This is a genomic window from Pseudomonas synxantha (genome assembly GCF_900105675.1).
Taxonomy (GTDB): domain Bacteria; phylum Pseudomonadota; class Gammaproteobacteria; order Pseudomonadales; family Pseudomonadaceae; genus Aquipseudomonas; species Aquipseudomonas synxantha.
This window is the reverse complement of record NZ_LT629786.1, coordinates 3,578,664-3,603,975: the sequence shown is the minus strand read 5'-3', so window position 1 is coordinate 3,603,975 and position 25,312 is coordinate 3,578,664. Positions and strand designations below refer to the sequence as shown.

The following is a 25,312-nucleotide window of genomic DNA, read 5'->3' as shown; positions in this document are numbered from 1 at the left end:
TCACACTAGCGCGTTTCGTTTTGCCATCTCGATGAGTTCTACCAAGGATTTGGCCTTGAGTTTCTGCATTAACCTCTTTTTATAAGTACTGACAGTTTTATTGCTGAGAAACATACCCTTGGCTATTTCCTTGTTGGTACGGCCTTGTGCAAACAGTTGCAGCACCATCAGTTCGCGGTCGTTGACTGTTTTGAACAGTTCCAGCTCCTGAGCGTCCATACCTTCGGCGCCGGGACTATTCAGCGCCTGGCTGGGAAAGTAGTTATAGCCCGACAGCACTGCACGAATGGCGCTGAGCAACTCGCTCAGGTCCCCCTCCTTGCACACATACCCCTCGGCGCCCGAACGCATGCATCGCGTCGCAAAGAGCGTAGGGCACTGGGCCGTCAGCACCAGCGTCTTCATCGATGTGTTCATCGCGTTGAAGCGGCAGAGGACTTCAAGGCCATCAAGCTTGGGAATGCTGATGTCGAGAATCACCAGGTCTGGAAGGCATTCACGCACCATCTGTATGGCATCGCACCCGTTATCTGTTTCGCCAACGACTTTGTAACCCTCGTGTTCCAGCAACATTCGAATGGCGAGTCGTATAACCGGGTGGTCATCGATAATAAAGACAGAGTTCATAATCACATTCCATGCAGGTGCAAATAAAGCGGGCACATTAGCTCAGAAGGCGAGGTTGCAGCATGAAGCCTTAGGGCGGTAGAAGCAAAACAGGAAAGTTCCTACGCTAGAAAAGGCATGCACCTACAAGTTGCTAGGTGTGATGGAGGTGTATGTAAGTATTTTGGGCATGATTGCGTCATGTAATGGCGCCTTGGTATTTGCGACTAGCCTCACGTCGGTTTTCTCTAGCGGAAATGTTTAATTTCCTACATTCGTTAAGTGAAAATCGAGGCAATCAACTGTTCAAGTTGATCTTTGTTCAATGGTTTTGATAAGTAACCAAGGAGTGGCAGATTTCGTTGCAAGGCTTGTTTCTTCAGATTAATCAGTTCCGCCGGGGGTAACCCGCTCAACAGAATCGCACTGGTTATAAAGCGCTGGCGGCTGGCGATTTCTACCAGTTCAAGCCCGGGCAAGTCAGGCAGGCATTGGTCACATAGCATCAGATCGAAGGGGTATTCGGACTGGCTCATCAAACGTATGGCCTGCTCGGCATTTTCCACGGGCGTCAGTTGGTCGAAACCGAAGCTTTTGAGCAGGCATTGGGTGGCCAGGAGCTGAAAGGGGTGATCCTCCACCAAAAGAATACGAAGAGGGTATCTGGGCATAGAGAACACACAGTGAGTCAAGCGTCGATGGGGGGAGGAATTGCTCGGCTGGTCCGTTAAGAGCGTGCGTGATTATTCTTCGGGTGTATGTACGAATTCGATCAGGCCGCTCTGTTCCCGTCGTAGGGCGATTCTCTTCAGGGAACAGGATGCGTGGTCGAGTTGTTACTGAGGGCTGGAGCGCCCGGTCATTTCCCGCGCCATCTCTGTGGCGTAGCTGTCGGTCATGCCGGCGATGAAATCGATCATCCGCAGGAACGAGGCATGTAATGGCCAGGCCGGGTCCGGCGCGCTATTGCCCAGTAAATCGAGAATGCGCCTGTTCTTGAACGATGGGGTGCGTCCGCCATGTTGTTCCAGGGCCGCACCGCAGAATGCGTTCAGCAGGATTTCCAGGGTAGTGTAGGCGCCGATTTCATGCAGCGTCTTGCGTTTATCCTGGAAGATTTTCTTGCGCGCCATGTCCTTGGCATCCAGTACGCAGCGTTTTGCCGGGCCGTGCATGTGCTCGACCAGGTCGCCAGGCAGTGTGCCAGCGAGCAGAGCGTCCTGCTGTTCGACAAACGCCCTTGCTGCCGCGTTGGTCAGGTGTTCGATGGCCTTGCCACGCAGGATCGCCAGTTTGCGGCGCCGCGAGTCAAGCGGGCCCAACTGCCGATAGGTTTGTGGCAGGTCATCGCCGACCAGGTCCAGCAGTAGCGACTCGACCTCGGCGTACTGCAGCAGCTCCATTTCCAGGCCGTCTTCCAGGTCAATCAGCGCGTAGCAGATGTCGTCGGCGGCCTCCATCAGGTAAACGAGGGGGTGACGGGCCCAGCGTTGCTCCTCCAGTTGGGGCAGGCCGAGCTTGTGGGCGATCTGTTCAAGAATCGGCAGCTCGCTCTGGTAACAGCCGAACTTGTGTTTCTTGTAACCCAGTGAGTCGGCGTGGCGGGCAGTCCAGGGGTATTTGAGATAAGTCCCCAAGGTGGCATAGGTCAGCCGCGTGCCGCCGTCGAACTGATGGTATTCAAGCTGGGTCAGCACCCGAAACCCCTGGGCATTGCCCTCGAAGTTGAGGAAGTCATTGCGTTCGGCGCTGGTCATGTCATCCAGCCAGCCGCGCCCGGCGGCCTGCTGGAACCAGTGGCGAATGGCGTCTTCGCCGGAGTGTCCGAACGGCGGGTTGCCGATGTCATGGGCCAGGCAGGCCGATTGCACCACCATGCCCAAGTCGCTCGGGTCGCACCAGTCGGGCAGGGCGCTGCGCAGGGTTTCGCCCACGCGCATGCCGAGGGAGCGCCCGACGCAACTGACTTCCAGCGAGTGAGTCAGGCGCGTGTGGATATGGTCGTTGCTCGATACCGGGTGCACTTGTGTCTTGCGCCCCAGGCGCCGGAATGCACCGGAAAAGATGATGCGATCATGGTCTTTGTGAAAGGGGCTGCGTCCCAGTTCTTCCGGGCTGTGCAGGGGTTTTCCAAGGCGTTCGCGGGTCAGCAGGGTGGGCCAATCCAAGGCGGGTACTCTCCGTACGGTGAATGACAGGTCCAGCTTCCCGGTTCGGCCTCGCTGGGGCAAGCGAATCCAACGGTCGGCAGTGTCGATATCAATTAACAGGCAGCGCAAAGAACCGCAATGACCAGGACATATCCGGTCATTACGGTCTTTGACTCACACAGGTCAGTTTTTGCGCGAAGCGCCTTGCATGGCCAGTTTGATCAGCGGGATCAACCCGGCACCTAGCCGTATCAGGCGCGTCACGCTGCTGATGCTGCCACCTTTGGCGCCCTTGCCGGTAAAGAAGCCCATCAGCGTCACCGCCGCTACGCCCCACAGTGGCGCGTGCTTGATGCCCAGGCTGTCCTGCCAGTTGTGGCGCATATTGCGCATTTTTTGCAGGGGCGCCATCAGTTGCTGGGACTCATGGCGGATTTCCTGGCGGTGCATTTCCATGCGCAGGCGGATCAGCGCCTTGCGCATTTCCCGGCGGGAGGTGTTTTGCGGGATCTCAGTCATGCTCATGGCAGCAGGCGCTCCCGGTCATTGGCCAGTTCTTCAAGAGTGGCGTGGAAGGGCGTGGACTCATCGAACACCGCCGCTTTCAAACGCACCCCGCAGAACGCGGCGGCCAGGCTGTAGAACACGCAGAGACAAATGATCCCGGTCAGTCGGTAGCCGGTGTCCCATACAAGGATCATTACCAGCGTCGATAGCCCCACCAGCAAGAGCAGGGCAAACACCAGCGCCAGCCCGGCAAACAGCAACAGGCTGACGGTGCGGGCCTTTTGCTCCTGCAATTCGATGCCGAACAATTCCACATGGCTGTGCAGCAAGCCCAGCACAGCAGCGCCCAGGCGTCGGGAGGTGGAACTGGTTCCTGAAGAGTGTGCGCTCGTTGATGAGCTGGATTCGCCGATAGACATGATATTTAGCGCCTTGTAGCCAGCAAACCGATCAAAAAGCCCACGCCGGCAGCGATACCGACGGACTGCCATGGGTTGGCTTGTACGTAGTCTTCAGTGGCAGTGATCGCCGCCTGACCGCGCTCACGCAGCGAATCTTCGGTCAACTGCAGGGTCTCGCGGGCCTTGAGGAGGCTCTCATGGATCTTGGTGCGCAGCTCATCGGCCTGGTCACCGGCCAGCACAGCGGTGTCGTCCAGCAACCTTTCGGTATCACTGACCAGGGTTTGAAAATCCGCCATCAGTATCTCTTGAGCAGTCTTTGCTGTTTTACCGGCCATGGTTGTCTCCGTGTGTGGCTGATCTGTACGTGTGGTTTCGAGTCGCGGGGTTCGCCGAAGGTTCAGTGCAATTGTGTGGTACAGCTTTTGCTTTGCCTTGGTGCGCAGGCCCTGGGGCCTGCGCTGAATCCGGGCGGTCGTGGCGCAAGCCTTGAAAAACCTTACCCTAAATCACTCAACCCCGCGGAAAAACCCTGTCGGCAACGGCCTGTGTGTTGATCGCTGCGCTAAAGCGGTTCACGCCCTCTTAACAAGGGCGGGGTCGCCGGTGCCAATTTAGTGCGCAAAACCCTGGCTTGAACCGCTTTGGTGCTTTTTGCCTTGATGAAGGCCTGCCAACCTCCATGGAAAATTTGCAAAGTGCGGTGGACACCCTTGTCCATAGCTCCAACACCCTGTTCATCCTGATTGGTGCGGTCATGGTCTTGGCCATGCACGCCGGTTTTGCCTTCCTGGAAGTCGGCACGGTGCGCCAGAAGAACCAGGTCAATGCCTTGTCGAAAATTCTCAGCGACTTCGCGATCTCAACCCTGGCCTATTTCTTTATAGGCTATTGGATCTCCTATGGCGTGAACTTCATGCATCCAGCAGCCGTGATCAGTGCCGATCATGGCTACGGCCTGGTGAAGTTTTTCTTCCTGCTGACCTTCGCTGCGGCCATCCCGGCCATCATTTCCGGCGGCATTGCCGAGCGAGCAAAGTTTGCTCCGCAGCTGTGCGCCACCGCGCTGATCGTGGCGTTTGTCTACCCCTTTTTCGAAGGCATGGTGTGGAACGGCAACTTCGGCCTGCAAGCCTGGCTGCTCGTAACCTTTGGTGCTGGCTTCCATGACTTTGCCGGTTCCGTGGTGGTACACGCCATGGGCGGTTGGCTGGCGCTGGCAGCCGTGTTGCTGCTGGGCCCGCGCAACGGGCGTTATCGCGAAGGACGCCTGGTGGCGTTTGCGCCGTCGAGCATCCCCTTCCTGGCGCTGGGGTCGTGGATCCTGATCGTGGGTTGGTTTGGCTTTAACGTGATGAGTGCGCAAACCCTGGATGGGGTCAGTGGCCTGGTGGCGGTCAATTCGTTGATGGCCATGGTCGGCGGCACCGTTGCCGCGCTGGTGATTGGGCGTAACGATCCGGGCTTCCTGCACAACGGCCCATTGGCCGGGCTGGTGGCGATCTGCGCCGGTTCCGACCTGATGCACCCGGTGGGCGCGCTGGTCACGGGGGCCATTGCCGGAGGGTTGTTTGTGTGGTGTTTTATCGCTGCCCAGGATCGTTGGAAGATCGATGACGTGCTGGGTGTATGGCCCTTGCACGGCTTATGTGGGGTGTGGGGCGGTATCGCCTGCGGCGTATTCGGGCAGACCGCCCTGGGTGGGCTGGGCGGCGTGAGCCTGATCAGCCAGTTGATTGGCACCGGCCTTGGCGTGGTGGTGGCCTTTGGCGGCGGCTTGCTCGTGTACGGCGCGATCAAGCGCATGCACGGCCTGCGCCTGAGCAAGGAAGAAGAGTATTACGGTGCCGACCTGTCGATCCACAAGATTGGCGCAGTCAGTCAGGATTGATTGGCGCCTCTTCGTCCGTGCGGGGCTGCGGATCGAATCCGTGCAACAGGCGATAGTGGTTGTGCCGCACCTCATCGACCCGCGCCTGTACCTGTTGGTCCGGCAGGCCCAGCAGGATCAGCGCGTGGGAGGCGAGCATCAGGCTTGATTCCAGCAGCTCAGGCACCACCTCACTGGCACCGGCGGCCTTGAGCTCAGCCAACTGGCTGTCATCGCGAGTGCGCACCAGGATCGGCACCTCAGGGTTGATCCGCCGCGCTTCCTTGAGCACCAGCAGGGCGACATCGCTGTTGTCTACGGCGATCACCACCAACCGCGCCCGCTCCAGGCCGACGGCACTGAGCAAGGCGCCACGGCGGCAGTCGCCGTAATGCACGCTGCTGTCCTCGGTGGCGGCTTCGTGTACGCGTGCGGGGTCGTCATCCAGGGCGATAAACGCCTGGTGTTCGCGGCGCAAAAATCGCGCGATGGATTGGCCCACCCGACCATACCCACAAATCACCACATGCCCGTGCAGTTGCGCATTGAGCGCGGTGATCTGCTCCAGTTGCACCTGCTGGTTGGGCTTGCGGTGCAGGCGCAGGGCAATGGCCGGCGCGGCGCGCAACAGCAATGGCGTCAACAGCATCGAACAGAACGTGGCGGCCAGCAGCAGCCCGTTGAATTGATCTGGAATCAGCCGGCTCTGTTGCATCTGCGCCATCAACGCAAAACAGAACTCGCCACCCTGGGCCAGGGCCAGGCCGCTGCGCCAGGCGGTCTCAGTGTCGCTGCCGCGCAGCTTGACCAGTGTGGCGACTACGCAACCTTTGACCAGCATCAGCGTGAGGGTCAGGCCGAGGATCAACAGGCTATGGCTGATGAACAACTGCAGGTCGATCAACATGCCGATGCTGACAAAAAACAGCCCCAGCAGAATGTCTCTGAACGGTCGGATATCCGCTTCGATCTGGTGACGATAATGACTTTCACCCAGCAACATGCCGGCCAGGAAAGCCCCAAGGGCAGGGGACAGGCCGAGCAGATGGGTGAGCCAGGCCGTGAGCAACACAATCACCAGCGCCAGCAATACAAACAACTCCGCCGAATGGGACGCCGCGACTTCACGAAACAACCGCGGCAGCAACCAGCGGCTGGCGAATAACAGGCCCACGAACAACACCACAGTCTTGCCCAGGGTCAGCGGCAGCGCCCAGTACCAGGCTTGGTCACTGCTGCCGGCAAACACTGGCACCAGCGTCAGCAGCAATACCGCCACCACGTCCTGGAACAGCAGCACGCCAATCGCATTCTGGCCATGGCTGCTGAAGATCTCACCGAGGCTGGTCAATTCCTTGCTGACGATGGCCGTGGACGACAACGCCAACCCTGCCCCCAGCAACAGCGCGATGCCCGGCGCCAGGCCAAAGCCCATCAGTAGGCCACCCAGCAGCGCCCCGCAGCCCAGCACCTGCAAACTGCCCAGGCCAAACACCACGCGGCGCAGCGCAAACATTTTCGACAGGGAAAACTCCAGCCCCAGGGAAAACAGCAGGAACACCACGCCCATCTCGGCCAGATCCGGCAGGTCCTCGTTGTCGTTCACCCAGTCCAAAGCAGTCGGACCCACCGCCAGGCCCACGCACAGGTAGCCCAGCACGGGCGGCAGTTGCAGCCGGCGAAACAGCGCAATCACCACCAGGGATGAGGCCAGAATGATCAGCAGGTTGGCAAACACAAGCATCTCCGTTGCAGGTGAGCGGGCAAAAAAGCCGCGAGAATCGCTGAATCAGTTATAGGCCATGGTGACCTGGGTCAGGTGTTTTGTCGGCAATGGGATTTCATGGGGCGAGCGGGTTTAGAATGATCACTTGTTTTTCTGACCGGGTTCTTTCGTCATGCCTCCTGAATGCCAGCTGTTCGGCACCCTGGGTTGCCATCTTTGTGAACTTGCGGAAGATGTCCTCATGCCGTTGGTCGACCACGGTCTGATGGTTGAATTGATCGATATCACCGATCCAGAAGACCTGACCGAAGCCTACGGCCTAAGGATCCCGGTACTGCGGCGGATCGACACCGGGGCGGAACTGGATTGGCCATTCGACGCTGACCAAGTGGTCGCCTTCCTGCGCTGAAATTTATGCGATGGCGGGTTTCCCAATATTACGTTACTGTATATTCGTACAGCGATTGAATAGAGGGAACGCCCGTGGTGAATGTTGAACAACTGAAAAGCAGCGTCAATCGCATGTCTGCCGATGTCGTGCGTGACGCGGTAAAGGAGCTGCGCCTCGATGGCCTGGTCACGGAAGGCAAGACGCCGTTTAACAAAGTGCATTTCAACACCTGTTTTGCGGAAATCGAGGCACTGTTCCAGCGAGCCGGTTATCACAAGCAGCTGGATGTGGTGGGTTACCAGGGCTTGCTTTACGCGCTGTATGATCCAGGCCGTTGGGAAGCAGTGGACGTATTGCGCTGGCTCAAGGAGTTCACCGAGGCCGCGAGCGCGTCGCCGGTCCTGCGGGCGCAATTGGCCAAGGCCTGAGATAGGCCCTAGGCAATCGCGCGCCATGCGGGATAATGCCCGCCTGTTTCCCAGGCTTCGAGCATCTGCATGTCCACTTCCGGTTTTTCCCCTTCCCAGCACCAAGCCAGTACGTTGTACCTGCCACCTGGTCCTTGGGCGACGGTGCTCGATTGCCTGTGCGAGCACTTCCCGGCCATCGGCCGCGAGCAATGGCTGGACCGGATTGCGCGGGGCAGGGTACTGGATATCAATGGCAGCCCGATCAGGCTGGACCTGGCCTACAAGGAAGGCCTGTGCATCTATTATTTTCGCGAAGTGCCCAACGAGAAAGTGATCCCGGTACAGGAGAGCATCCTGTACGCCGATGAACACCTGGTGGTGGCGGACAAACCGCATTTCCTGCCGGTTACGCCTGCTGGCGAGTACGTTGAGCAGACGCTGCTGCGTCGCCTGATCCGGCGCCTGGACAACCCCGCGCTGGTGCCCCTGCACCGTATCGACCGGCATACGGCGGGGCTGGTGCTGTTCTCGGCCAACCCGCAAAGCCGCTCGGCGTATCAGCAACTGTTTCCCACGCGGCGTATCGATAAATTCTACGAAGCCATCGCCCCAGCCTTGCCGAACCTCAGCTTTCCGTTGGTGCACAAAAGCCGGCTGGTGGATGGCGAGCCGTTCTTTCGTATGCAGGAAGGGCTGGGCGCCAGTAACACCGAAACGGCTGTGCAAGTGCGAGAGAAAAACGGCCACTTATGGCGCTACGGCCTGTTCCCGGTGACTGGCAAGAAGCACCAGCTGCGCGTGCACATGACCGCGCTCGGCGCGAGTATCTGCAATGACCCGTTCTACCCCGAGGTGATCAAGGATGCCGAGGATGACTACGCCAACCCCCTGAAACTGCTGGCCCAAGGCGTGCGCTTTATCGATCCGTTAAGCGGTGAAGAACGCAGTTTCCGCAGCCAGATCATCCTCGACTGGTAACCCCAGGAACAACAAGGCCCGCGCGAGGCGGGCCTTGTGTGCAAGCGTTGTGGCTTACAGGTCTTTAACGGTGCGAACCTGATCTTTGTTGATGCGGGTGCGCTTGCCGTCAAGCTGTTGGAATTCGTAGAAGCCCGAATCTTCGTCAAATTTCGGGGTGTCGACGGCCTGGATTTCGCGACCGTCATTCAGGGTGATCACTGTTGGCGAAGCGCAACCGGCGAGGGTGGCGAGGCCCAGTGCAAGCATGAGAGCGGCGATGGTCCGTTGAGTCATGAGTTTGTCTCCGAGAGAATACTTTTAAATTGCTGACCTTGTGACGTATGGGACGTCGGCAAAGTTCCTTGTGCAAGGCTCATTCTGACACGCCAGCCCGTGGGTGCAACAGCTCGGGCGTATTAAGGTTGGCAAGGCGCGGGTCATCGGCCGGGCATTGCAGGGCCACGCCACCCAGTTCCAGCAAGATCTTGCGCGGGCTGCGCTCACCCGCTTGCCAGGCCTGTTCCACTTGGTTTTTCAGGCTGGTCGGGATGATGCACAGCAAGGGTTCCCAGAACTCGCCCTGGCGCACCATCACCGGCAGCTGCCGATTGCGTTGGGCGATCTCACGCAAGTCGGCGAGCAGTCGCTCATCGATCTGCGGTACATCGCACGGCAGGATCAGCAGATGCTCATGGCGTGCCGCGAGCAGTCCGGCGCGGATACCGGCAAGGGGGCCGGGAAAGTCCAGGTTTTCATCGCTCACCAATTGATCGGCATAAGGCGCATAGCGTTCATGGTTGCGATTGCACGAGATGATCAGGTCATCGGTGAGCGGCCGGGCCAGCCGTTGCAGGTGGGCAATCAAGGGTTCGCCCAGCCATTGCAGCAGCCCTTTGTCCTGGCCGCCCATGCGTTGGCCGCGACCACCGGCCAACAGCAGGATCGAACAGGGCAGGGGTGAAGATTCAACAGACATGGTGGTTCCGCAGCGGCACGTAAATGGGGGCCTGTGATATAACATCGGGCTGTTCCTTCGACAACCGGACCGTGCCATGAAAGCCAAGGCCGATGCGCCCTTCGTACCCCTGAATATTGCTGTATTGACCGTCAGCGACACCCGCACCCTGGACACCGACACCTCCGGCCAGGTGTTCGTCGACCGCCTGACTGCCGCCGGCCACCACCTGGCCGAGCGCGTACTGCTCAAGGACGACCTCTACAAGATCCGCGCCCAGGTTGCCCACTGGATAGCCGAAGATGTTGTGCAAGTGGTGCTGATTACCGGCGGTACCGGTTTTACCGGCCGCGACAGCACCCCCGAAGCCGTGAGTTGCCTGCTCGACAAACAGGTCGACGGCTTTGGCGAGCTGTTCCGCCAGATATCCGTGGCCGATATCGGCACTTCCACCGTGCAATCCCGCGCGCTGGCCGGCCTGGCCAATGGCACCCTGGTGTGCTGCCTGCCGGGTTCCACCAACGCCGTGCGCACCGGTTGGGACGGCATCCTCGCCGAGCAACTGGATAGCCGTCACCGCCCGTGCAACTTCGTCCCGCATCTGAAACAGGCTGAACCCTGTGAATCCCGTGGGTAAGCCGGGCAAGGTCGGCGCACTGATGCCGGTGGAAGACGCCTTGCAGCGTCTGCTGGCCATGGCCGAAGCCGCACCGATTCGCGAGCAGCAAGCCCTGCCCCTGGCTGAGTGCGACGGCCGGGTCTTGGCCCAGGACCTGATCTCCACACTTGACCTGCCGCCCTGGCCCAACAGCGCCATGGACGGCTACGCCGTGCGCCTGGCGGATTGGACCGGCGAACCGCTGGTGGTGAGCCAACGCATTTTCGCCGGCAATGCGCCCGAGCCGTTGGCGCCCGGCACCTGCGCCCGCATCTTTACCGGCGCGCCGGTACCCCTGGGCGCGGACTGCGTGCAAATGCAGGAAAACGCCGTGGTGCATGCCGACCAGCGCGTCAGTTTTACCGAGCCGCTGCAAGTGGGCGACAACATCCGCCCCCAAGGCCAGGAAACCACGGTCGGTGAATGCGTGCTCACCGCCGGTACCCGACTGGGGCCCATCGAGCTGGGCCTGGCCGCGTCCCTGGGGTGCGATTGTCTCGACGTGGTGCGCCGCGTGCGCGTGGCCGTACTGTCGACCGGCGATGAGCTGATCGAGCCGGGGTTGCCGCTGGGCCCGGGGCAGATCTACAACAGCAACCGCCGCGTCCTGTGCAGTTGGCTGACACGCATGGGCTGTGAAGTGATCGATGCCGGGATCCTGCCGGATGATCTGGAACAGACCCGCACGCGCCTGGCGGGCCTGGGCGGCGTCGACCTGATCCTGTCCACCGGCGGTGTGTCGGTAGGCGAAGCAGACTTCCTCGGTATTGCCCTGCGTGAAGACGGCGAGCTTGCACTGTGGAAGCTGGCGATCAAGCCAGGCAAGCCGCTGACCTTCGGGCATTTTCGTGGCGTGCCGGTGATCGGCCTGCCGGGCAATCCGGCCTCGACCCTGGTGACCTTTGCGCTGTTGGCGCGCCCCTATCTGCTACGCCGCCAAGGTGTGGCGCAGGTGCAGCCGCTGCGTTTCGAAGTACCGGCAGGGTTCGCCTGGCCCAAGCCGGGTAACCGTCGTGAATACCTGCGTGGGCGTATCGAGCAGGGCAAGGCGGTCATCTACCACAACCAGAGTTCCGGCGTGCTGCGCAGTGCGGCGTGGGCTGAAGGGTTTGTGGAGGTGATGGAAGGCACGACGCTGGATATCGGTGACCAAGTCAATTTCATCCCCCTGAACGAAGTCCTGAACTGACCACAGATCAAAAAATATGGCCGGCTCCAAATGTGGGAGGGGGCTTGCTCCCGATAGCGGTCTATCAGTTGAAATAATGTGACTGACACACCGCAATCGGGAGCAAGCCCCCTCCCACACTTGGATTTGTATATGCCTGTGGCTCCTCAGTAATCGTCGCCACGCTCAGTGATATCCCGTTCCACCGGCCCCGCATCCGGGTCGTATCCAGCCGGGAACTTGCCCTTCAATGTCCACGCAAACGCAATGATCTCGGCAATCGTGCGGTACAGCTCTTCTGGAATGCTGTCCCCCAGTTCCATGCGCGCCAGCAGCTTCACCAGCTCGGCGTTTTCATAGATGGGTACTTCGTTTTCCCGGGCCAGCTTGAGGATGGCTTCGGCCAGGGCGTCATCGCCCTTGGCGGTCAGCGTGGGGGCCTGTTGGCCGTCGTACTTGAGGGCAATGGCCTGGCGGGGCGGGGCGGCGTTCTTCATGCGGTTTCATCCACCCAGCGTTGTTCCAGTCCGGTTTTGGGGCCGCGTGGCGGGGTGCCCAGGTGGCAATCCAGGTCGCCGACGTTGAGCCCCGAGGACACCAGGCGTTCGCGCAGGCTGCCCAAGTGGCTTTCGATCAGGCTGGCCGTGAACGGGCGGCTGGCCCACAACTGGCTGGACAGTTTGCCCTGGGTCAATTGCGCCTGGACTTGCAGCGGCCCCAGCGGCTCCATGTCGAAGGCCAGTTCGACGCGCCAGAGCATCTGTTTCGGGTCCTTCTTGTCCTTGCGCTCAGGTTGGTCCTTGTCCGGCGCCGGCTCCTCGCGCTGAAACTTGACCTGCAACGGCACGATGTCTTGCAAGGTACGCATGGGAATTTCCAGCTGCCAGGTGGTTTGCAGGCGACCGTCGGCGGTAGTGCCGGTCTGTTCCAGGCTCGACAGCTGATGGCTCTGCAAGCGGGAGATCGCGCCGGCGGCCAGGCGCAGCAGGTTCTCCAGGTCGCCTTCACCTTCGAGTTTGGCCATGAGCCGCTCGGGCAGCGGGAAGCTTGCCGGTATCTGCCGGGCACCGACCTGGCCGAGGGTGTTCAACGGGCTGCGGACAAAATGTGGCAACACCTGGGCCAGGGTATTGGCGGCGAGGATGGCATTCAGGTTGGTGGTGGCGGGCAGGGTGGGCAGCAGGTCCGCGACCAGGCGCAACAGCGCGCCTTTCATATCCAGCGGGGGGATTTGCGGGTTTTGCCCGGCGAGCAGCTTGGCTTCCAGGAAAGCACCGCTGTTCTGGATCACCTGCGCCAGCACCTTGGGGTTGCTGACTTGCGCCAGGTCGGGCAACGCCGCCAATAAACGCTCGGCAGCGGCTCGCAGGTCGGCGGAGGTGCTGGCGCCACGGGGCAGGTTTTGCAAGGCGGTGAACACGGCATCCAGCGAGCCTTGGCGACTTTGCTGGGTGGCAAGCTGTTGCGCCACGGCCAGTTGGTCCTTCAAGCCGCTCAATGGCACGAAGCTCAGGGTTTGCGCGTTCTGCACCATGGCGCTGAGCAAGCTGCCAACCCGCAGGGGTTGAGGACTTTCCAGCGTCAGGGTGGCACCGGCCAGGGCGTTATTGAGCACGCTCACCAGCGAGCGATAGATCGCCGGCTGCGCCGTGCCCTGGGGCAGCATTTGCGTGGTCAGCACTTTGGCTTGCAGCAACGTGCCCACCGGCATTTGCGAGGTATCGAGGCGGGTCAGGGCGGCGACATTGGCGCTCATGGCTTGCTGCAAGGTGATGGCCAGGTTGCCCGCAGGCGTCTGGCTCACCGCGACATTGCTGCCCAACGGCAAGGGCTGGGCGCTGCTGGCCTGGACCAGAGTCTGGCGACCGCCTTCTAGGGTCAACTTAAGCAACAACTGAAAGGCTTCGCTGCCTTGCTTCAGCGCTATGACCTCGGCGTTCACGGTTTTCCCTGGGCCGATCAAGCCGGACTGTGGCTCCAGCAGCCTGAGCAGCTCGCCAGCCGCAGGCAGGGGGGCAGGCTTGGGCGCTGGGGCTGGAGGCAGTGGAGGTAGGTTGATCTCGCCGGTCATCGTGCACGTCGTCTCTGGGGAAATTGCCCTCTTTAGAGTAGGGCATCGCATGTATAATGCCGCCCGTCTGCAATAGAGAGCGGTAAAACCTCACAACTATTTGATCCAGCTCTCTAAAATCGGTCGCCAAAGCCGTTATTGTGCATTTCTCTATAACGGCCGCTGCACCGCCGACTTGAACCGTAAAGGCCCGCGATCTCTTGACCAGCCCTCTTCTTGAAGCCGTAGCGCTTGCCTGTGAACGCGACCTGCGCCTGTTGTTCGAGCAACTCGAGCTGCGGCTGGCGGGGGGCGACATGGTGCAAATCAGTGGGCCTAATGGCAGCGGCAAGACCAGCCTGCTGCGCCTGCTGGCCGGTTTGATGCAGCCCACGGCAGGTGATATACGACTCAACGGCAAGCCCTTGCACGAACAACGTACCGAACTGGCGCGCAACCTGATCTGGATCGGCCACGCCGCCGGTATCAAGGACGTGCTCACCGCTGAAGAAAATCTCAGTTGGCTCAGCGCCCTGCATCACCCCGCTTCCCGCGACGCGATCTGGCAGGCCCTGGCCTCGGTGGGCCTCAAGGGTTTCGAAGACGTTCCCTGCCACACCCTCTCCGCCGGCCAGCAGCGCCGCGTGGCCCTGGCGCGTTTGTACCTGCCCGGTCCGCCGCTGTGGATTCTCGATGAACCCTTTACCGCCCTCGACAAACAGGGCGTGGCCCAACTCGAAGAGCACCTGGCCCAGCACTGCGAGAAAGGCGGCCTGGTGGTACTGACCACCCACCACACCCTGACGCGCCTGCCCGCGGGTTTTCGCGAGTTGGACCTCGGGCGGTGGTCGGCATGAGTGTGTTTGCCCTGTTGGTCGCGCGTGAAGCGCGGCTGCTGTGTCGTCGCCCGGCCGAGCTGGCCAACCCGTTGGTGTTCTTTGCGATTGTGATCGCGCTGTTCCCGCTGGCGGTCGGCCCGGAGACTAAACTGTTGCAAACCTTGTCCCCAGGACTGGTGTGGGTAGCGGCGCTTTTATCGGTCCTGCTCTCGCTGGACGGGCTGTTTCGCAGTGATTTCGAAGATGGTTCCCTGGAGCAGTGGGTCCTTTCGTCGCACCCCTTGCCACTTCTGGTACTGGCCAAGGTACTGGCACACTGGGCTTTTTCCGGCCTGGCGCTGGTGCTGCTCTCACCCTTGCTGGCGATGATGCTAGGGTTGCCCAGCGAGTGCCTGCCAGTGTTGCTTCTATCCTTGTTGCTTGGCACGCCGGCCCTGAGCCTGTTGGGAGCCGTAGGGGCAGCGCTGACCGTTGGCTTGAAGCGCGGTGGTCTGTTGCTGGCCCTGCTGATTCTGCCTTTGTACATCCCGGTATTGATCCTCGGCAGCGGCGCTTTGCAAGCCGCGCTGATGGGCATGCCGGCGACCGGTTACCTCTTATGGCTCGGTAGCCTGACTGCCCTGGCGGTAACCCTGACACCCTTTGCTATAGCTGCCGGCCTGAAAATCAGCGTCGGTGAATAATGAGGTCTGACCCGGCGTTGATGACGTTGAGTCAGTAAAGACCCTGAGCTTCTCGCCACGACGAAAAGCATCCGTGATGGAAACTGCAATGAACTGGACCTGGTTTCACAAGCTCGGCTCGCCCAAATGGTTTTATGGCATCAGTGGCAAGCTGCTGCCGTGGTTGAGCGTCGCCGCCGTGTTGTTGATCGGCATCGGCCTGGTCTGGGGCCTGGCCTTCGCGCCGCCCGACTACCAGCAAGGCAACAGCTTTCGCATCATCTATATCCATGTTCCTGCCGCGATGCTGGCCCAGTCCTGCTACGTGATGCTGGCGGTGTGCGGCATCGTCGGCCTGGTGTGGAAGATGAAGCTGGCCGACGTGGCCCTGCAATGCGCCGCGCCGATTGGCGCGTGGATGACCGCCATGGCGCTGGTCACCGGTGCAATCTGGGGCAAGCCGACCTGGGGTTCATGGTGGGTGTGGGACGCACGCCTGACCTCGATGCTGATCCTGCTGTTCCTGTACTTCGGCCTGATTGCCCTGGGCAACGCCATCAGCAACCGCGACAGCGCCGCCAAGGCCTGCGCGGTGCTGGCGATTGTCGGCGTGATCAACATCCCGATCATCAAATACTCGGTGGAGTGGTGGAACACCCTGCACCAGGGCGCCACCTTCACCCTCACCGAAAAACCGGCGATGCCCGTGCAAATGTGGGCGCCACTGCTGCTGATGGTGCTGGGGTTCTACTGCTTCTTCGGTGCCGTATTACTGCTGCGCATGCGCCTTGAAGTGCTCAAGCGTGAAGCCCGCACCAGTTGGGTAAAAGCCGAAGTGCAAACCAGCCTGGGAGCGCGTGGATGAGTTTTGCTTCTTTCAGTGATTTTCTCGCCATGGGCCACCATGGCCTGTATGTCTGGACGGCCTATGGCATTTGCCTGGCGGTGCTGGCCCTCAACGTCGCCGCGCCGATCCTGGCCCGCAAGCGTTACCTGCAACAAGAGGCGCGACGTCTGCGCCGGGAGACCGAAAAGTGAATCCGCTGCGTAGAAAGCGTCTGTTGATCATCCTTGCCATCCTGGCCGGGGTGGGTATTGCCGTGGGCCTGGCGATGAGCGCCCTGCGGGAGAACATCAACCTGTTCTACACCCCGACCCAGATCGCCAATGGCGAAGCCCCGCTGGACACGCGCATCCGCGCCGGTGGCATGGTGGAGCAGGGCTCGTTGAAGCGTTCCGGCGATTCCCTTGACGTGACCTTCGTGGTCACCGATTTCAACAAGGCCGTGACCATCACTTACCGCGGCATCCTCCCCGACTTGTTCCGCGAAGGCCAGGGCATCGTTGCCCTGGGCAAGCTCAATGCCGATGGAGTGGTAGTGGCTGACGAAGTTTTGGCCAAGCACGATGAAAAGTACATGCCGCCGGAGGTCACAAAGGCCTTGAAAGACAGCGGCCAGTCCGCGCCTGGCGCAGAACCGCAGCCTGCCAAGGAGGGCTAACCGATGACGTCCGCACTGTTTATTCCGGAGCTGGGCCAGTTGGCGATGATTCTCGCCCTGTGCTTTGCCGTGGTCCAGGCCGTGGTGCCATTGCTCGGCGCCTGGCGCGGTGACCGCCTGTGGATGAGCCTGGCGCAGCCGGCCGCCTGGGGCCAGTTTGCCTTCCTGTTGTTCGCCTTCGGTTGCCTGACCTACGCCTTCATGACCGACGACTTTTCCGTCGCCTATGTCGCAAACAACTCCAACAGCGCCTTGCCCTGGTATTACAAGTTCAGCGCCGTGTGGGGCGCCCACGAAGGTTCGTTGCTGCTGTGGGCATTGATCCTCGGTGGCTGGACCTTCGCCGTATCGGTGTTTTCGCGCCAACTGCCGCAAGTCATGCTGGCACGGGTGCTGGCGGTGATGGGCATGATCAGCATTGGCTTTTTGCTGTTCCTGATCATGACCTCCAACCCGTTCAGCCGCATGCTGCCGCAGATCCCGGCGGACGGGCATGACCTCAACCCGCTGTTGCAGGACATCGGCCTGATCGTGCATCCGCCAATGCTCTACATGGGCTACGTCGGCTTCTCCGTGGCCTTTGCCTTCGCCATCGCCGCCTTGCTCGGCGGGCGCCTGGATGCGGCGTGGGCGCGTTGGTCGCGGCCATGGACCATCGTTGCCTGGGCCTTCCTCGGTATTGGTATCACCTTGGGCTCATGGTGGGCCTACTACGAACTCGGCTGGGGCGGTTGGTGGTTCTGGGATCCGGTGGAAAACGCCTCGTTCATGCCCTGGCTGGTGGGCACGGCGCTGATTCATTCCCTGGCGGTCACCGAAAAACGCGGCGTGTTCAAGAGCTGGACCGTGCTGCTCGCCATCGCTGCGTTTTCCCTCAGCCTGCTCGGCACCTTCCTGGTGCGTTCGGGCGTGCTGACCTCTGTGCATGCGTTCGCCTCCGACCCGGAGCGCGGCGTGTTCATCCTGATCTTCCTGCTGTTTGTGGTCGGCGGCTCGCTGACCCTGTTCGCCCTGCGCGCACCGGTGGTCAAGAGCCAGGTCGGCTTTAACCTGTGGTCGCGGGAAACCCTGCTGCTGGGCAATAACCTGGTGCTGGTGGTGGCCGCGTCGATGATCCTGCTCGGCACCCTGTACCCGTTGGTGCTGGATGCCCTCAGCGGCGCCAAGCTGTCCGTGGGCCCGCCGTACTTCAATGCCTTGTTCATCCCGCTGATGGGCTTGTTGATGGTGGTGATGGCGGTGGGCGTGCTGGTGCGCTGGAAAGACACTCCGGTGAAATGGCTGGTGGGCATGCTCGCTCCGGTGCTACTCGGCAGCGTTGCGCTGGCCGTGGTCGCCGGTATTGCCTACGGCGACTTCAACTGGGCAGTGCTCGCCACCTTCCTGCTCGCCGCCTGGGTATTACTGGCCGGTGTGCGTGACATCGTCGACAAGACCCGTCACAAAGGTTTGCTCAAAGGTCTGCCGACCCTGACCCGCAGCTACTGGGGCATGCAGATCGCTCACATCGGCATCGCGGTGTGCGCCCTCGGTGTGGTGCTGTCCAGCCAGAACAGCGCCGAGCGCGACCTGCGCCTGGCGCCGGGCGAATCCATGGACCTGGCCGGTTACCAATTCATCTTCGAAGGTGCCAAGCACTTCGAAGGGCCGAACTTCACCTCAGACAAAGGCACGGTGCGCGTGGTGCGCAATGGCAAGGAAATCACCGTGCTGCACCCGGAAAAACGCCTGTACACCGTGCAGAGCTCGATGATGACCGAAGCGGGCATCGACGCCGGTTTCACCCGTGACCTGTATGTGGCCCTCGGAGAACCTCTGGGCGACGGCGCCTGGGCCGTGCGGGTGCATGTCAAACCCTTCGTGCGCTGGATCTGGTTCGGCGGTCTGCTCACCGGTTTTGGCGGTTTGCTCGCAGCGCTGGACCGGCGTTATCGGGTCAAGGTCAAGAGCCGGGTGCGTGAAGCACTGGGTATGGGAGCTGCGGTATGAAGCGTTGGTTGATGGTGGTGCCACTGGCGTTGTTCCTGCTGGTGGCGGTGTTCCTGTATCGCGGTTTGTACCTGGACCCGGCCGAGCTGCCTTCGGCGATGATCGGCAAGCCGTTCCCGGCATTCAACCTGCCGACAGTGCAGGGCGACAAGATCCTGACCCAGGCCGACTTGCAGGGCAAGCCGGCGCTGGTCAATGTGTGGGCGACATGGTGCATTTCCTGCCGCGTCGAGCATCCGGTGCTGAACAAGCTGGCCGAGAAGGGCGTGGTGATCTACGGCATCAACTACAAGGACGACAATGCGGCGGCCCTTAAATGGCTGGCCGAGTTCCATAACCCCTACCAGCTGGATATCCGCGATGAAGACGGCAACCTCGGTTTGAACCTTGGCGTGTACGGCGCGCCGGAGACCTTCTTTATCGACGCCAAGGGCGTGATCCGCGACAAGTATGTCGGCGTGATCGACGAGGTAGTGTGGCGCGAGCAACTGGCCGCCAAGTACCAGGCCCTGGTCGATGAGGCCAAGCCATGAAGCGTCTGTTAGCCGCCGCTGTTTTGGCCTTGGGCCTGGCCGGTGTGGCCCACGCTGCCATCGACACCTACGAATTCGCCAACGACGCCGAGCGCGAGCGTTTCCGCGACCTGACCAAGGAACTGCGCTGCCCCAAGTGCCAGAACCAGGACATCGCCGACTCCAACGCACCCATCGCCACCGACCTGCGCAGAGAGATCTTCCGCATGCTGGGTGAGGGCAAGGACGACCAGCAGATCATCGATTTCATGGTCGACCGCTACGGTGATTTCGTGCGCTACAAACCGGCCCTCACCGGCAAGACCGCGCTGCTCTGGTTCGGCCCTGCCGGCCTGCTGCTGGCCGGCGTCGTGGTGATGGCGGTGATCGTGCGTCGTCGCCGCGCCGCGCCGACCGATGGTTCCGATGCGCTTTCCCCTGAAGAGCGCAAACGTCTCGACCAATTGCTGGACACCAAGACTGATGATTGATTTCTGGCTCGCAGCCGGCTTGCTGCTTCTGATTGCCCTGAGTTTTCTGCTCATCCCGGTACTGCGCGGCCGCCGTGCCCAGCGTGAGGAGGATCGCACCGCGCTGAACGTTGCGCTGTATCAGGAGCGCGTCGCCGAGCTGCAAGTGCAGCAGGACGAAGGTGTATTGAACGCCGCGCAACTGGACACCGGCCGCGCCGAAGCCGCCCGTGAGCTGCTGGCCGATACCGAAGGCGTGGAAAAGCCCCGTGAATCGCGCTTGGGTAAACCCTTGCCGTTTTTGGCGGCGTTTCTGGTGCCCGTCCTCGGCGTTGTGCTGTACCTGCATTATGGGGCGAGCGATAAGGTTGAACTGACCCGTGAGTTCTCCCAGCCGCCGGTATCCATGGCCGACATGACCCAGCGCCTGGAGCGTGCCGCGGCAGCCCAGCCGGACTCGGCCGAGGGCCTGTACTTCCTGGGCCGCGCCTACATGGCCCAGGACCGTTCCGCCGATGCCGCCAAAGTCTTCGAGCGTACCGTGGCATTGGCCGGGCGCCAGCCGGAATTGCTCGGCCAGTGGGCCCAGGCGCAATACTTCGCCGACAACAAACAGTGGTCGCCCAAGGTGCAGGCGCTGACCGACGAGGCGTTGAAGCTCGACCCCAAGGAAGTCACCAGCCTTGGCCTGTTGGGTATCGCCGCCTTTGAAGGCCAGCGTTACCAGGAGGCGATCGACTACTGGAACCGCCTGCTGGCGCAACTGCCGGCGCAAGACAATTCTCGTGTGGCGCTGCAAGGCGGTATCGATCGCGCTGCCGAGAAGCTCAAGGAAAGCGGCGGTACGGTCGCGCACAAGGCGGTCATGACAGTGCGTGTGGACCTGTCCGCCGAGGCGAAAGCCAAAACCTTGCCGACCGACAGCGTGTTCATCTTCGCCCGCGCCGTCTCCGGCCCACCGGCACCGTTGGCGGCCAAGCGCATCACCGTCGCCGAACTGCCCATCACCGTTGAACTGGGCGATGCCGATGCAATGATGCCGCAGTTGAAACTGTCCAACTTCCCCGAAGTCCAACTGGTTGCGCGCATATCCCGGGCAGGTGTTCCGACCACTGGCGAATGGATCGGCCGCAGCCAACCCCTGGCCAGCAGCACCACTGCGCCGCAGCAGCTGACCATCGACAGTCCGGATAAATAACTCGAGGAAACGCCCATGACCGCATTTGCACGCATCACCCTGCTTAGCCTGGTACTTGGCTTGAGCGCTTGTGCGGTCCACCGCCCACCGCCGTCCCCCACTGGCCCGACCATCCCGCCGTCGGGTCCGTCGACCCAGCCGAGCACCAAGCCGTCTGGCCCGGTGACCCCGCCGCCGAAGCCATTGCCAACCAAATCGCCCACCTTCGCTCCACCACCGGGCGCCGCCAGCCACTGGGACGGCAAGATGCAGGTGTACGTACTCGACGACCAGACCGACACCTTCTACCGCCAGCGCACCTACTATCGCTGGAGCAACGGCTGGAGCCGCTCCATCAGCCCCAACGGGCCCTGGGAAGAAACCAACGTACAAGGCGTGCCGCCGGGGTTGAGCAAGCAGTACGCACAATGACAAAAGGCGACTCTCGGGTCGCCTTTTTCATGGCCTTGAAATGCACTCTGGCAATCACCGCCGGGCAAATGTGGGAGGGGGCTTGCTCCCGATAGCGTAGGTCAGTCAATGATCAGCTGAATATTACACCGCCATCGGGAGCAAGCCCCCTCCCACAGTAGATCTGTGCGCCATAAAGCAGCCGGGCGGCGAAGTCGGGATTGGGTGGGGCCATCCTGAAAGCGCAGGGGATTACATCGTCGTGGGCTGAAAAAAACGGTCTGCCAGCCCCGATTGCAGTGGTTCAGTCACTGATGGGGTGGGTCAAACAGGGCGAGCTGTGCGCAGGCGGTCGACCAGGGATGGAAACCTGGTTGGGGCACGGCCTCCTGCGTACAGCTCGCTCGGCATAATGGCGGCATTCCGGATGGTTGGCCGTAGGTAAAGTCCTTTATTGCGTAACGTATACGTGGTGCGCGTTGGGTCGCACTCGGGTAAGGTGGCCGCCGCCGGCCTGGCCGTTGCACGATTGCTGGATATACTTTCCTGTGACTAACGAAGAGGGTGTGTTGATGGCAGGCAGGTTGATCTATCTCATCGGGCCATCGGGTTCGGGCAAGGACAGCCTGCTGGATGCCGCGCGCCCGCGCTTGGTCGAACGCGGCTGCCGCCTGGTACGCCGAGTGATCACGCGCTCGGCGGAGGCAGTGGGCGAAGCGGCGCAAGGGGTGAGCCCGGAGCAGTTTGCGGCGATGGATGCCCAGGGCGCGTTTGCCTTGAGCTGGCAGGCCAATGGCTTGTCCTATGGAATTCCTCGTGAGATCGACGACTGGCTGGCAGCCGGCGACGATGTGCTGGTCAATGGTTCCCGCGCCCACCTGGCGCAAACCCGCGAGCGTTATCCGACGTTGCTGGTGCTGCTGCTGACGGTTGATCAGGCCGTATTGCGCCAGCGCTTGATCGCACGGGGGAGAGAGTCCCTGGAGGACATCGAAGAACGCCTGGCGCGCAATGCGCGGTTCACTGCCGAGCTGATCGCTGGTAATGGCGCGGGCTTGTTTGTACTGGATAACTCCGGCCCATTGGAACATACCGTCGCCCGCCTGCTGTGCTGCCTGGATCACGGGCACTCAATATGAGGAGCTTGCGGTACTGGGTCGTGACCTCGGAGCTCGCCGTATTCAATGGTAATCGCCAAGTGCAGTAAAAAGTCAGTCGTGTTCGATTTTACTTTTTTTGGGCAATGAGTCGTGTGGGTGTTTACCCGTATTGCGTCATTCTGAACATTTCAAGGTTATGTGTTGCAAAGTTTAAGGATTGTGCGCGTTACATGAGGTTTGTTAGTTGTGCGTAAATATATTTTGGTGGTGTCGTGAAGTCGGCCTGGCGTACATGATGTGACGTTTTAAGTTGAAATAGATGAGGTGTTGTCTGGTGTTTTTGGTTGTGGGAATTTAACGCCGCTTTGATCGCGTGCTCGTATATTTCCACAGCGGATTTCGCCCTCGGCAAACTACATTGATTTTATTTATTTCAACTTGGATAGGCGGGTTAAAAAATGCAGGTAAATGTTTCCAGTGTGGGGTCTCGAAGTGATGGCTTTTCCAGTGTTCCAAAACAATTCACGGCTCTGAACAGACCGGGTGAAACGAATAAATCTAATATGCACAGTGGCCGTCACAGTGCCTATATTCCAGTCCTTCGTAATACCCCTGCATACAATCGGTACTACAGCCCGTTGGAGAATGAGGACTATCGTGTAGGTAGGCAGCCCTTTAGAAGTATTAATAAGAGTGTTTTCAACGGCTTTCAATTGCGAAGTAGCGTCTTCAACAGGCTGGCGGAAAGTTTCAACGGATCCAGGCAGGTAATGAGTCGTTGTGGGGGGGGATCACCCCCAATCCGTGTCCACCTCCGAGGCCGTGGCCTGAACCGTGTCCGGAACCACAGCCCAGACCTCATCCGTGCCCACCGCCAAGGCCTGAACCTTGTCCGCAGCCGCGCCCCGTTCCATGTCCACCGCCGTGGCCGAGACCTGAGCGCTATCCACAGCCAAGGCCCGAGCCGCGTCCGGCGCCGTGGCCGAGGCCTGAGCGCTATCCACAGCCAAGGCCCGAGCCGCGTCCGGCGCCGTGGCCGAGGCCTGAGCCGTACCCACAGCCAAGGCCCGAGCCGCGTCCGGCGCCGCAACCGCGGCCTGAGCCGTATCCTGAGCCAAGGCCCGAGCCGCGTCCGGCACCGCAACCGCGGCCTGAGCCGTACCCACAGCCAAGGCCTGAGCCGCGTCCGGCGCCGCAACCGCGGCCTGAGCCGTATCCTGAGCCAAGGCCCGAGCCGCGTCCGGCGCCGCAACCGAGGCCTGAGCCGTATCCTGAGCCAAGGCCCGAGCCGCGTCCGGCACCGCAACCGCGGCCTGAGCCGTATCCTGAGCCAAGGCCCGAGCCGCGTCCGGTACCGCAACCGCGGCCTGAGCCGCATCCTGAGCCAAGGCCCGAGCCGCGTCCGGCACCGCAACCGCGGCCTGAGCCGCATCCTGAGCCAAGGCCCGAGCCGCGGCCGGCGCCGCAACCGCGGCCTGAGCCGCATCCTGAGCCAAGGCCCGAGCCGCGTCCGGCGCCGCAACCGCGGCCTGAGCCGCATCCACAGCCAAGGCCCGAGCCGCGACCAGAGCCGCAACCCCGGCCAAGGCCCGAGCCGCGTCCAGAGCCGCAACCCCGGCCAAGGCCCGAGCCGCGTCCAGAGTCGCAGCCCCAGCCAAGGCCGCAGCCACGGCCAGAGCCACAGCCCCAGCCAAGGCCAGCGCCAACGCCGTGCCCGGAACCGTGCCCGACACCTGAGCCCTGCCCGCAGCCGCAACCGAGGCCAGCGCCGTGCCCGGAACCGTGCCCGACACCTGAGCCCTGCCCGCAGCCGCAACCGAGGCCAGCGCCGTGTCCGGAACCCTGCCCGATACCTGAGCCTTGTCCCGAACCCGAGCCAACGCAATGTTTACCGATGGACACCGTTTACGGCTTTAGTTCAAACACCGGAAATGTCCGTACGTCCTTGGTAGCCACCCATGACCTACCGCAATTCGAAGTTGACGACAGGCAAGGTAATGACACATTAGATTTTTCCGGGTTCAGGCATAACCAAGTCATTAACCTGGGGGCGGGTACTTACTCAAGTGTCGGCGGAAAATACAATAATGTTTACGTCAGCCCGGCGTCGGTTATCGAAAACGCTATCGGCGGTTCCGGCAATGACCGGATGATTGGCAACGAAGCCGATAACGTACTGGTTGGGGGCGAAGGCGCGGATACGCTGAGAGGCGCAGGGGGGCGCAATGTTTTCAAATACAATTCGGTAGCGGACTCTGCCTACGCAGCAGCTGATCTGCTCACTGACTTCAAGACCGGCTGGGACAAGATTGATTTATGTACCATGGCTAACGCTGCGGGGGTCAGTCTGAACTTAGTTCCCGACTTTACGGGCAAACCCGGTGATACGGTCATTAAATACAACATGTACAGCGGACGTTATTTTTTGGCGATCGACCTGTCGGGCAACGGCAGAAGTGACTTTCTTATAAAAAGTACGCGACCGATCAGCCCTGATGATGTCCTGGGCCTGGCTTGAATAGGACGCTCGCAGGATGAAAAGCGTGAGTTGACGCTTTGCGTCAACTTCATGCCTGTAAACGTTCGGTTCAGGCAATGCCACGGCCTATCTTGCTACGCCGATAAAATCACTGTCTCGTTACCTTGATGACAGGCTGGTTACTCGCTTGATACCGCGTACAAGCCTGTCAACCTGATGTGTGCTGCTGCTTTGGCGGCATCGTGCATGCGCTTCTATCGTTGACCTCGATCGAGTCCCCATGGCTTGGTCATGTCTTCTGCGTTGACTCCAACCCAAA

General features: G+C 61.0%; 30 protein-coding genes and 1 pseudogene. 20 read left to right on the top strand and 11 right to left on the bottom strand.

The features are described 5' to 3' along the window. The 6 genes from BLU48_RS16690 to BLU48_RS16665 form a co-directional block, all read right to left on the bottom strand. A complete protein-coding gene (locus BLU48_RS16690) occupies positions 1-627 on the bottom strand; it encodes a response regulator transcription factor (protein ID WP_057022195.1) in 627 nt (208 codons plus the stop codon). Positions 628-884: 257 nt separating this feature from the next. Next, positions 885-1,277, bottom strand: coding sequence for a response regulator (locus BLU48_RS16685; RefSeq protein WP_057022245.1), 393 nt, complete (start codon positions 1,275-1,277; stop codon positions 885-887). 165 nt (positions 1,278-1,442) lie between these two features. Then, complete coding sequence (locus BLU48_RS16680) at positions 1,443-2,774, bottom strand: deoxyguanosinetriphosphate triphosphohydrolase (protein ID WP_046071610.1); 1,332 nt, start codon at positions 2,772-2,774, stop codon at positions 1,443-1,445. Positions 2,775-2,939: 165 nt separating this feature from the next. Further along, positions 2,940-3,281 (bottom strand): hypothetical protein, encoded by a 342-nt coding sequence (locus BLU48_RS16675; protein ID WP_057022196.1) that lies wholly within the window; start codon positions 3,279-3,281, stop codon positions 2,940-2,942. Continuing rightward, positions 3,278-3,682, bottom strand: coding sequence for a phage holin family protein (locus BLU48_RS16670; protein ID WP_043050447.1), 405 nt, complete (start codon positions 3,680-3,682; stop codon positions 3,278-3,280). Before BLU48_RS16670 ends, BLU48_RS16675 begins: the two co-directional genes overlap by 4 nt. 5 nt (positions 3,683-3,687) lie before the next feature. After that, entirely contained in the window at positions 3,688-4,002 is a 315-nt protein-coding gene (locus BLU48_RS16665) for an ElaB/YgaM/YqjD family protein (protein WP_005786475.1), read from the bottom strand. 344 nt (positions 4,003-4,346) lie between these two features. Here BLU48_RS16665 and BLU48_RS16660 point away from each other — a divergent pair, with 344 nt between their 5' ends. After that, entirely contained in the window at positions 4,347-5,555 is a 1,209-nt protein-coding gene (locus BLU48_RS16660) for an ammonium transporter (RefSeq protein WP_057022197.1), read from the top strand. Here the strand turns inward: BLU48_RS16660 and BLU48_RS16655 are convergent. Beyond that, entirely contained in the window at positions 5,542-7,278 is a 1,737-nt protein-coding gene (locus BLU48_RS16655) for a cation:proton antiporter (RefSeq protein WP_057022198.1), read from the bottom strand. The two genes, BLU48_RS16660 and BLU48_RS16655, sit on opposite strands and share 14 nt — an antisense overlap. A gap of 154 nt (positions 7,279-7,432) precedes the next feature. Between BLU48_RS16655 and BLU48_RS16650 the strand changes: the two genes are divergently transcribed. From BLU48_RS16650 to BLU48_RS16640, 3 genes are all read left to right on the top strand, one after another. Then, positions 7,433-7,669 (top strand): glutaredoxin family protein, encoded by a 237-nt coding sequence (locus BLU48_RS16650; RefSeq protein ID WP_057022199.1) that lies wholly within the window; start codon positions 7,433-7,435, stop codon positions 7,667-7,669. Between the two features lie 74 nt (positions 7,670-7,743). After that, positions 7,744-8,079 carry a hypothetical protein gene (locus BLU48_RS16645; protein WP_057014562.1) on the top strand — a complete coding sequence of 112 codons (336 nt, stop codon included), beginning with the start codon at positions 7,744-7,746 and terminating at the stop codon, positions 8,077-8,079. A 69-nt stretch (positions 8,080-8,148) separates the two neighbouring features. Beyond that, positions 8,149-9,039 carry a pseudouridine synthase gene (locus BLU48_RS16640; protein ID WP_057022200.1) on the top strand — a complete coding sequence of 297 codons (891 nt, stop codon included), beginning with the start codon at positions 8,149-8,151 and terminating at the stop codon, positions 9,037-9,039. 54 nt (positions 9,040-9,093) lie between these two features. Here the strand turns inward: BLU48_RS16640 and BLU48_RS16635 are convergent, their stop codons facing one another. Continuing rightward, on the bottom strand, positions 9,094-9,315 hold the full coding sequence (locus BLU48_RS16635) for a YgdI/YgdR family lipoprotein (protein WP_005786486.1): 222 nt from the start codon (positions 9,313-9,315) through the stop codon (positions 9,094-9,096). A 79-nt stretch (positions 9,316-9,394) separates the two neighbouring features. Beyond that, positions 9,395-9,997 (bottom strand): molybdenum cofactor guanylyltransferase MobA, encoded by a 603-nt coding sequence (mobA, locus tag BLU48_RS16630; RefSeq protein ID WP_057022201.1) that lies wholly within the window; start codon positions 9,995-9,997, stop codon positions 9,395-9,397. 76 nt (positions 9,998-10,073) lie between these two features. Between mobA and moaB the strand changes: the two genes are divergently transcribed. Next, complete coding sequence (moaB, locus tag BLU48_RS16625) at positions 10,074-10,613, top strand: molybdenum cofactor biosynthesis protein B (RefSeq protein ID WP_043050439.1); 540 nt, start codon at positions 10,074-10,076, stop codon at positions 10,611-10,613. Continuing rightward, entirely contained in the window at positions 10,597-11,823 is a 1,227-nt protein-coding gene (locus BLU48_RS16620) for a molybdopterin molybdotransferase MoeA (protein ID WP_057022202.1), read from the top strand. Before moaB ends, BLU48_RS16620 begins: the two co-directional genes overlap by 17 nt. A 146-nt stretch (positions 11,824-11,969) precedes the next feature. Here the strand turns inward: BLU48_RS16620 and BLU48_RS16615 are convergent, their stop codons facing one another. Further along, positions 11,970-12,299 (bottom strand): EscU/YscU/HrcU family type III secretion system export apparatus switch protein, encoded by a 330-nt coding sequence (locus tag BLU48_RS16615; RefSeq protein WP_057022203.1) that lies wholly within the window; start codon positions 12,297-12,299, stop codon positions 11,970-11,972. Then, positions 12,296-13,873: a flagellar hook-length control protein FliK gene (gene fliK, locus BLU48_RS16610; RefSeq protein ID WP_057022204.1), complete on the bottom strand. Its 1,578-nt coding sequence runs from the start codon at positions 13,871-13,873 to the stop codon at positions 12,296-12,298. Before fliK ends, BLU48_RS16615 begins: the two co-directional genes overlap by 4 nt. Before the next feature lie 200 nt (positions 13,874-14,073). On the opposite strand from fliK, the gene ccmA reads away from it, so the two are divergent. The 14 genes and pseudogenes from ccmA to BLU48_RS16545 all read left to right on the top strand — a co-directional run bounded on the left by ccmA (position 14,074) and on the right by BLU48_RS16545 (position 25,032). Continuing rightward, positions 14,074-14,709 (top strand): cytochrome c biogenesis heme-transporting ATPase CcmA, encoded by a 636-nt coding sequence (gene ccmA / locus BLU48_RS16605; RefSeq protein ID WP_057014557.1) that lies wholly within the window; start codon positions 14,074-14,076, stop codon positions 14,707-14,709. Further along, positions 14,706-15,374: a heme exporter protein CcmB gene (ccmB, locus tag BLU48_RS16600; RefSeq protein WP_057014556.1), complete on the top strand. Its 669-nt coding sequence runs from the start codon at positions 14,706-14,708 to the stop codon at positions 15,372-15,374. Before ccmA ends, ccmB begins: the two co-directional genes overlap by 4 nt. Before the next feature lie 88 nt (positions 15,375-15,462). Beyond that, positions 15,463-16,218 carry a heme ABC transporter permease gene (locus tag BLU48_RS16595; protein ID WP_057022205.1) on the top strand — a complete coding sequence of 252 codons (756 nt, stop codon included), beginning with the start codon at positions 15,463-15,465 and terminating at the stop codon, positions 16,216-16,218. After that, entirely contained in the window at positions 16,215-16,391 is a 177-nt protein-coding gene (gene ccmD, locus BLU48_RS16590; RefSeq protein WP_003172771.1) for a heme exporter protein CcmD, read from the top strand. Before BLU48_RS16595 ends, ccmD begins: the two co-directional genes overlap by 4 nt. Continuing rightward, entirely contained in the window at positions 16,388-16,855 is a 468-nt protein-coding gene (gene ccmE / locus BLU48_RS16585; RefSeq protein WP_057022206.1) for a cytochrome c maturation protein CcmE, read from the top strand. Before ccmD ends, ccmE begins: the two co-directional genes overlap by 4 nt. A gap of 3 nt (positions 16,856-16,858) precedes the next feature. Continuing rightward, the gene (locus BLU48_RS16580) at positions 16,859-18,844 is read left to right on the top strand and encodes a heme lyase CcmF/NrfE family subunit (RefSeq protein ID WP_057022207.1); all 1,986 of its coding nucleotides are present in this window, start codon (positions 16,859-16,861) and stop codon (positions 18,842-18,844) included. After that, on the top strand, positions 18,841-19,377 hold the full coding sequence (locus tag BLU48_RS16575) for a DsbE family thiol:disulfide interchange protein (RefSeq protein ID WP_057022208.1): 537 nt from the start codon (positions 18,841-18,843) through the stop codon (positions 19,375-19,377). The genes BLU48_RS16580 and BLU48_RS16575 overlap by 4 nt, the downstream gene beginning before the upstream one ends. Further along, positions 19,374-19,847 (top strand): cytochrome c-type biogenesis protein, encoded by a 474-nt coding sequence (locus BLU48_RS16570; RefSeq protein WP_043050428.1) that lies wholly within the window; start codon positions 19,374-19,376, stop codon positions 19,845-19,847. The genes BLU48_RS16575 and BLU48_RS16570 overlap by 4 nt, the downstream gene beginning before the upstream one ends. Beyond that, the gene (gene ccmI / locus BLU48_RS16565; RefSeq protein ID WP_057022209.1) at positions 19,840-21,024 is read left to right on the top strand and encodes a c-type cytochrome biogenesis protein CcmI; all 1,185 of its coding nucleotides are present in this window, start codon (positions 19,840-19,842) and stop codon (positions 21,022-21,024) included. Before BLU48_RS16570 ends, ccmI begins: the two co-directional genes overlap by 8 nt. Positions 21,025-21,039: 15 nt before the next feature. Next, positions 21,040-21,435, top strand: coding sequence for a hypothetical protein (locus BLU48_RS16560; RefSeq protein WP_057022210.1), 396 nt, complete (start codon positions 21,040-21,042; stop codon positions 21,433-21,435). A 448-nt stretch (positions 21,436-21,883) separates the two neighbouring features. Then, a pseudogene (locus BLU48_RS32710) lies at positions 21,884-21,967 on the top strand (hypothetical protein); the annotation flags it as partial. 19 nt (positions 21,968-21,986) lie between these two features. Next, positions 21,987-22,553 (top strand): phosphonate metabolism protein/1,5-bisphosphokinase (PRPP-forming) PhnN, encoded by a 567-nt coding sequence (gene phnN / locus BLU48_RS16555; protein ID WP_057022246.1) that lies wholly within the window; start codon positions 21,987-21,989, stop codon positions 22,551-22,553. 731 nt (positions 22,554-23,284) lie between these two features. Next, complete coding sequence (locus tag BLU48_RS31750) at positions 23,285-24,466, top strand: serine-rich family protein (protein WP_156786504.1); 1,182 nt, start codon at positions 23,285-23,287, stop codon at positions 24,464-24,466. Then, positions 24,409-25,032: a M10 family metallopeptidase C-terminal domain-containing protein gene (locus BLU48_RS16545; RefSeq protein WP_057022212.1), complete on the top strand. Its 624-nt coding sequence runs from the start codon at positions 24,409-24,411 to the stop codon at positions 25,030-25,032. The genes BLU48_RS31750 and BLU48_RS16545 overlap by 58 nt, the downstream gene beginning before the upstream one ends. The last annotated feature ends 280 nt before the right edge of the window (positions 25,033-25,312 follow it).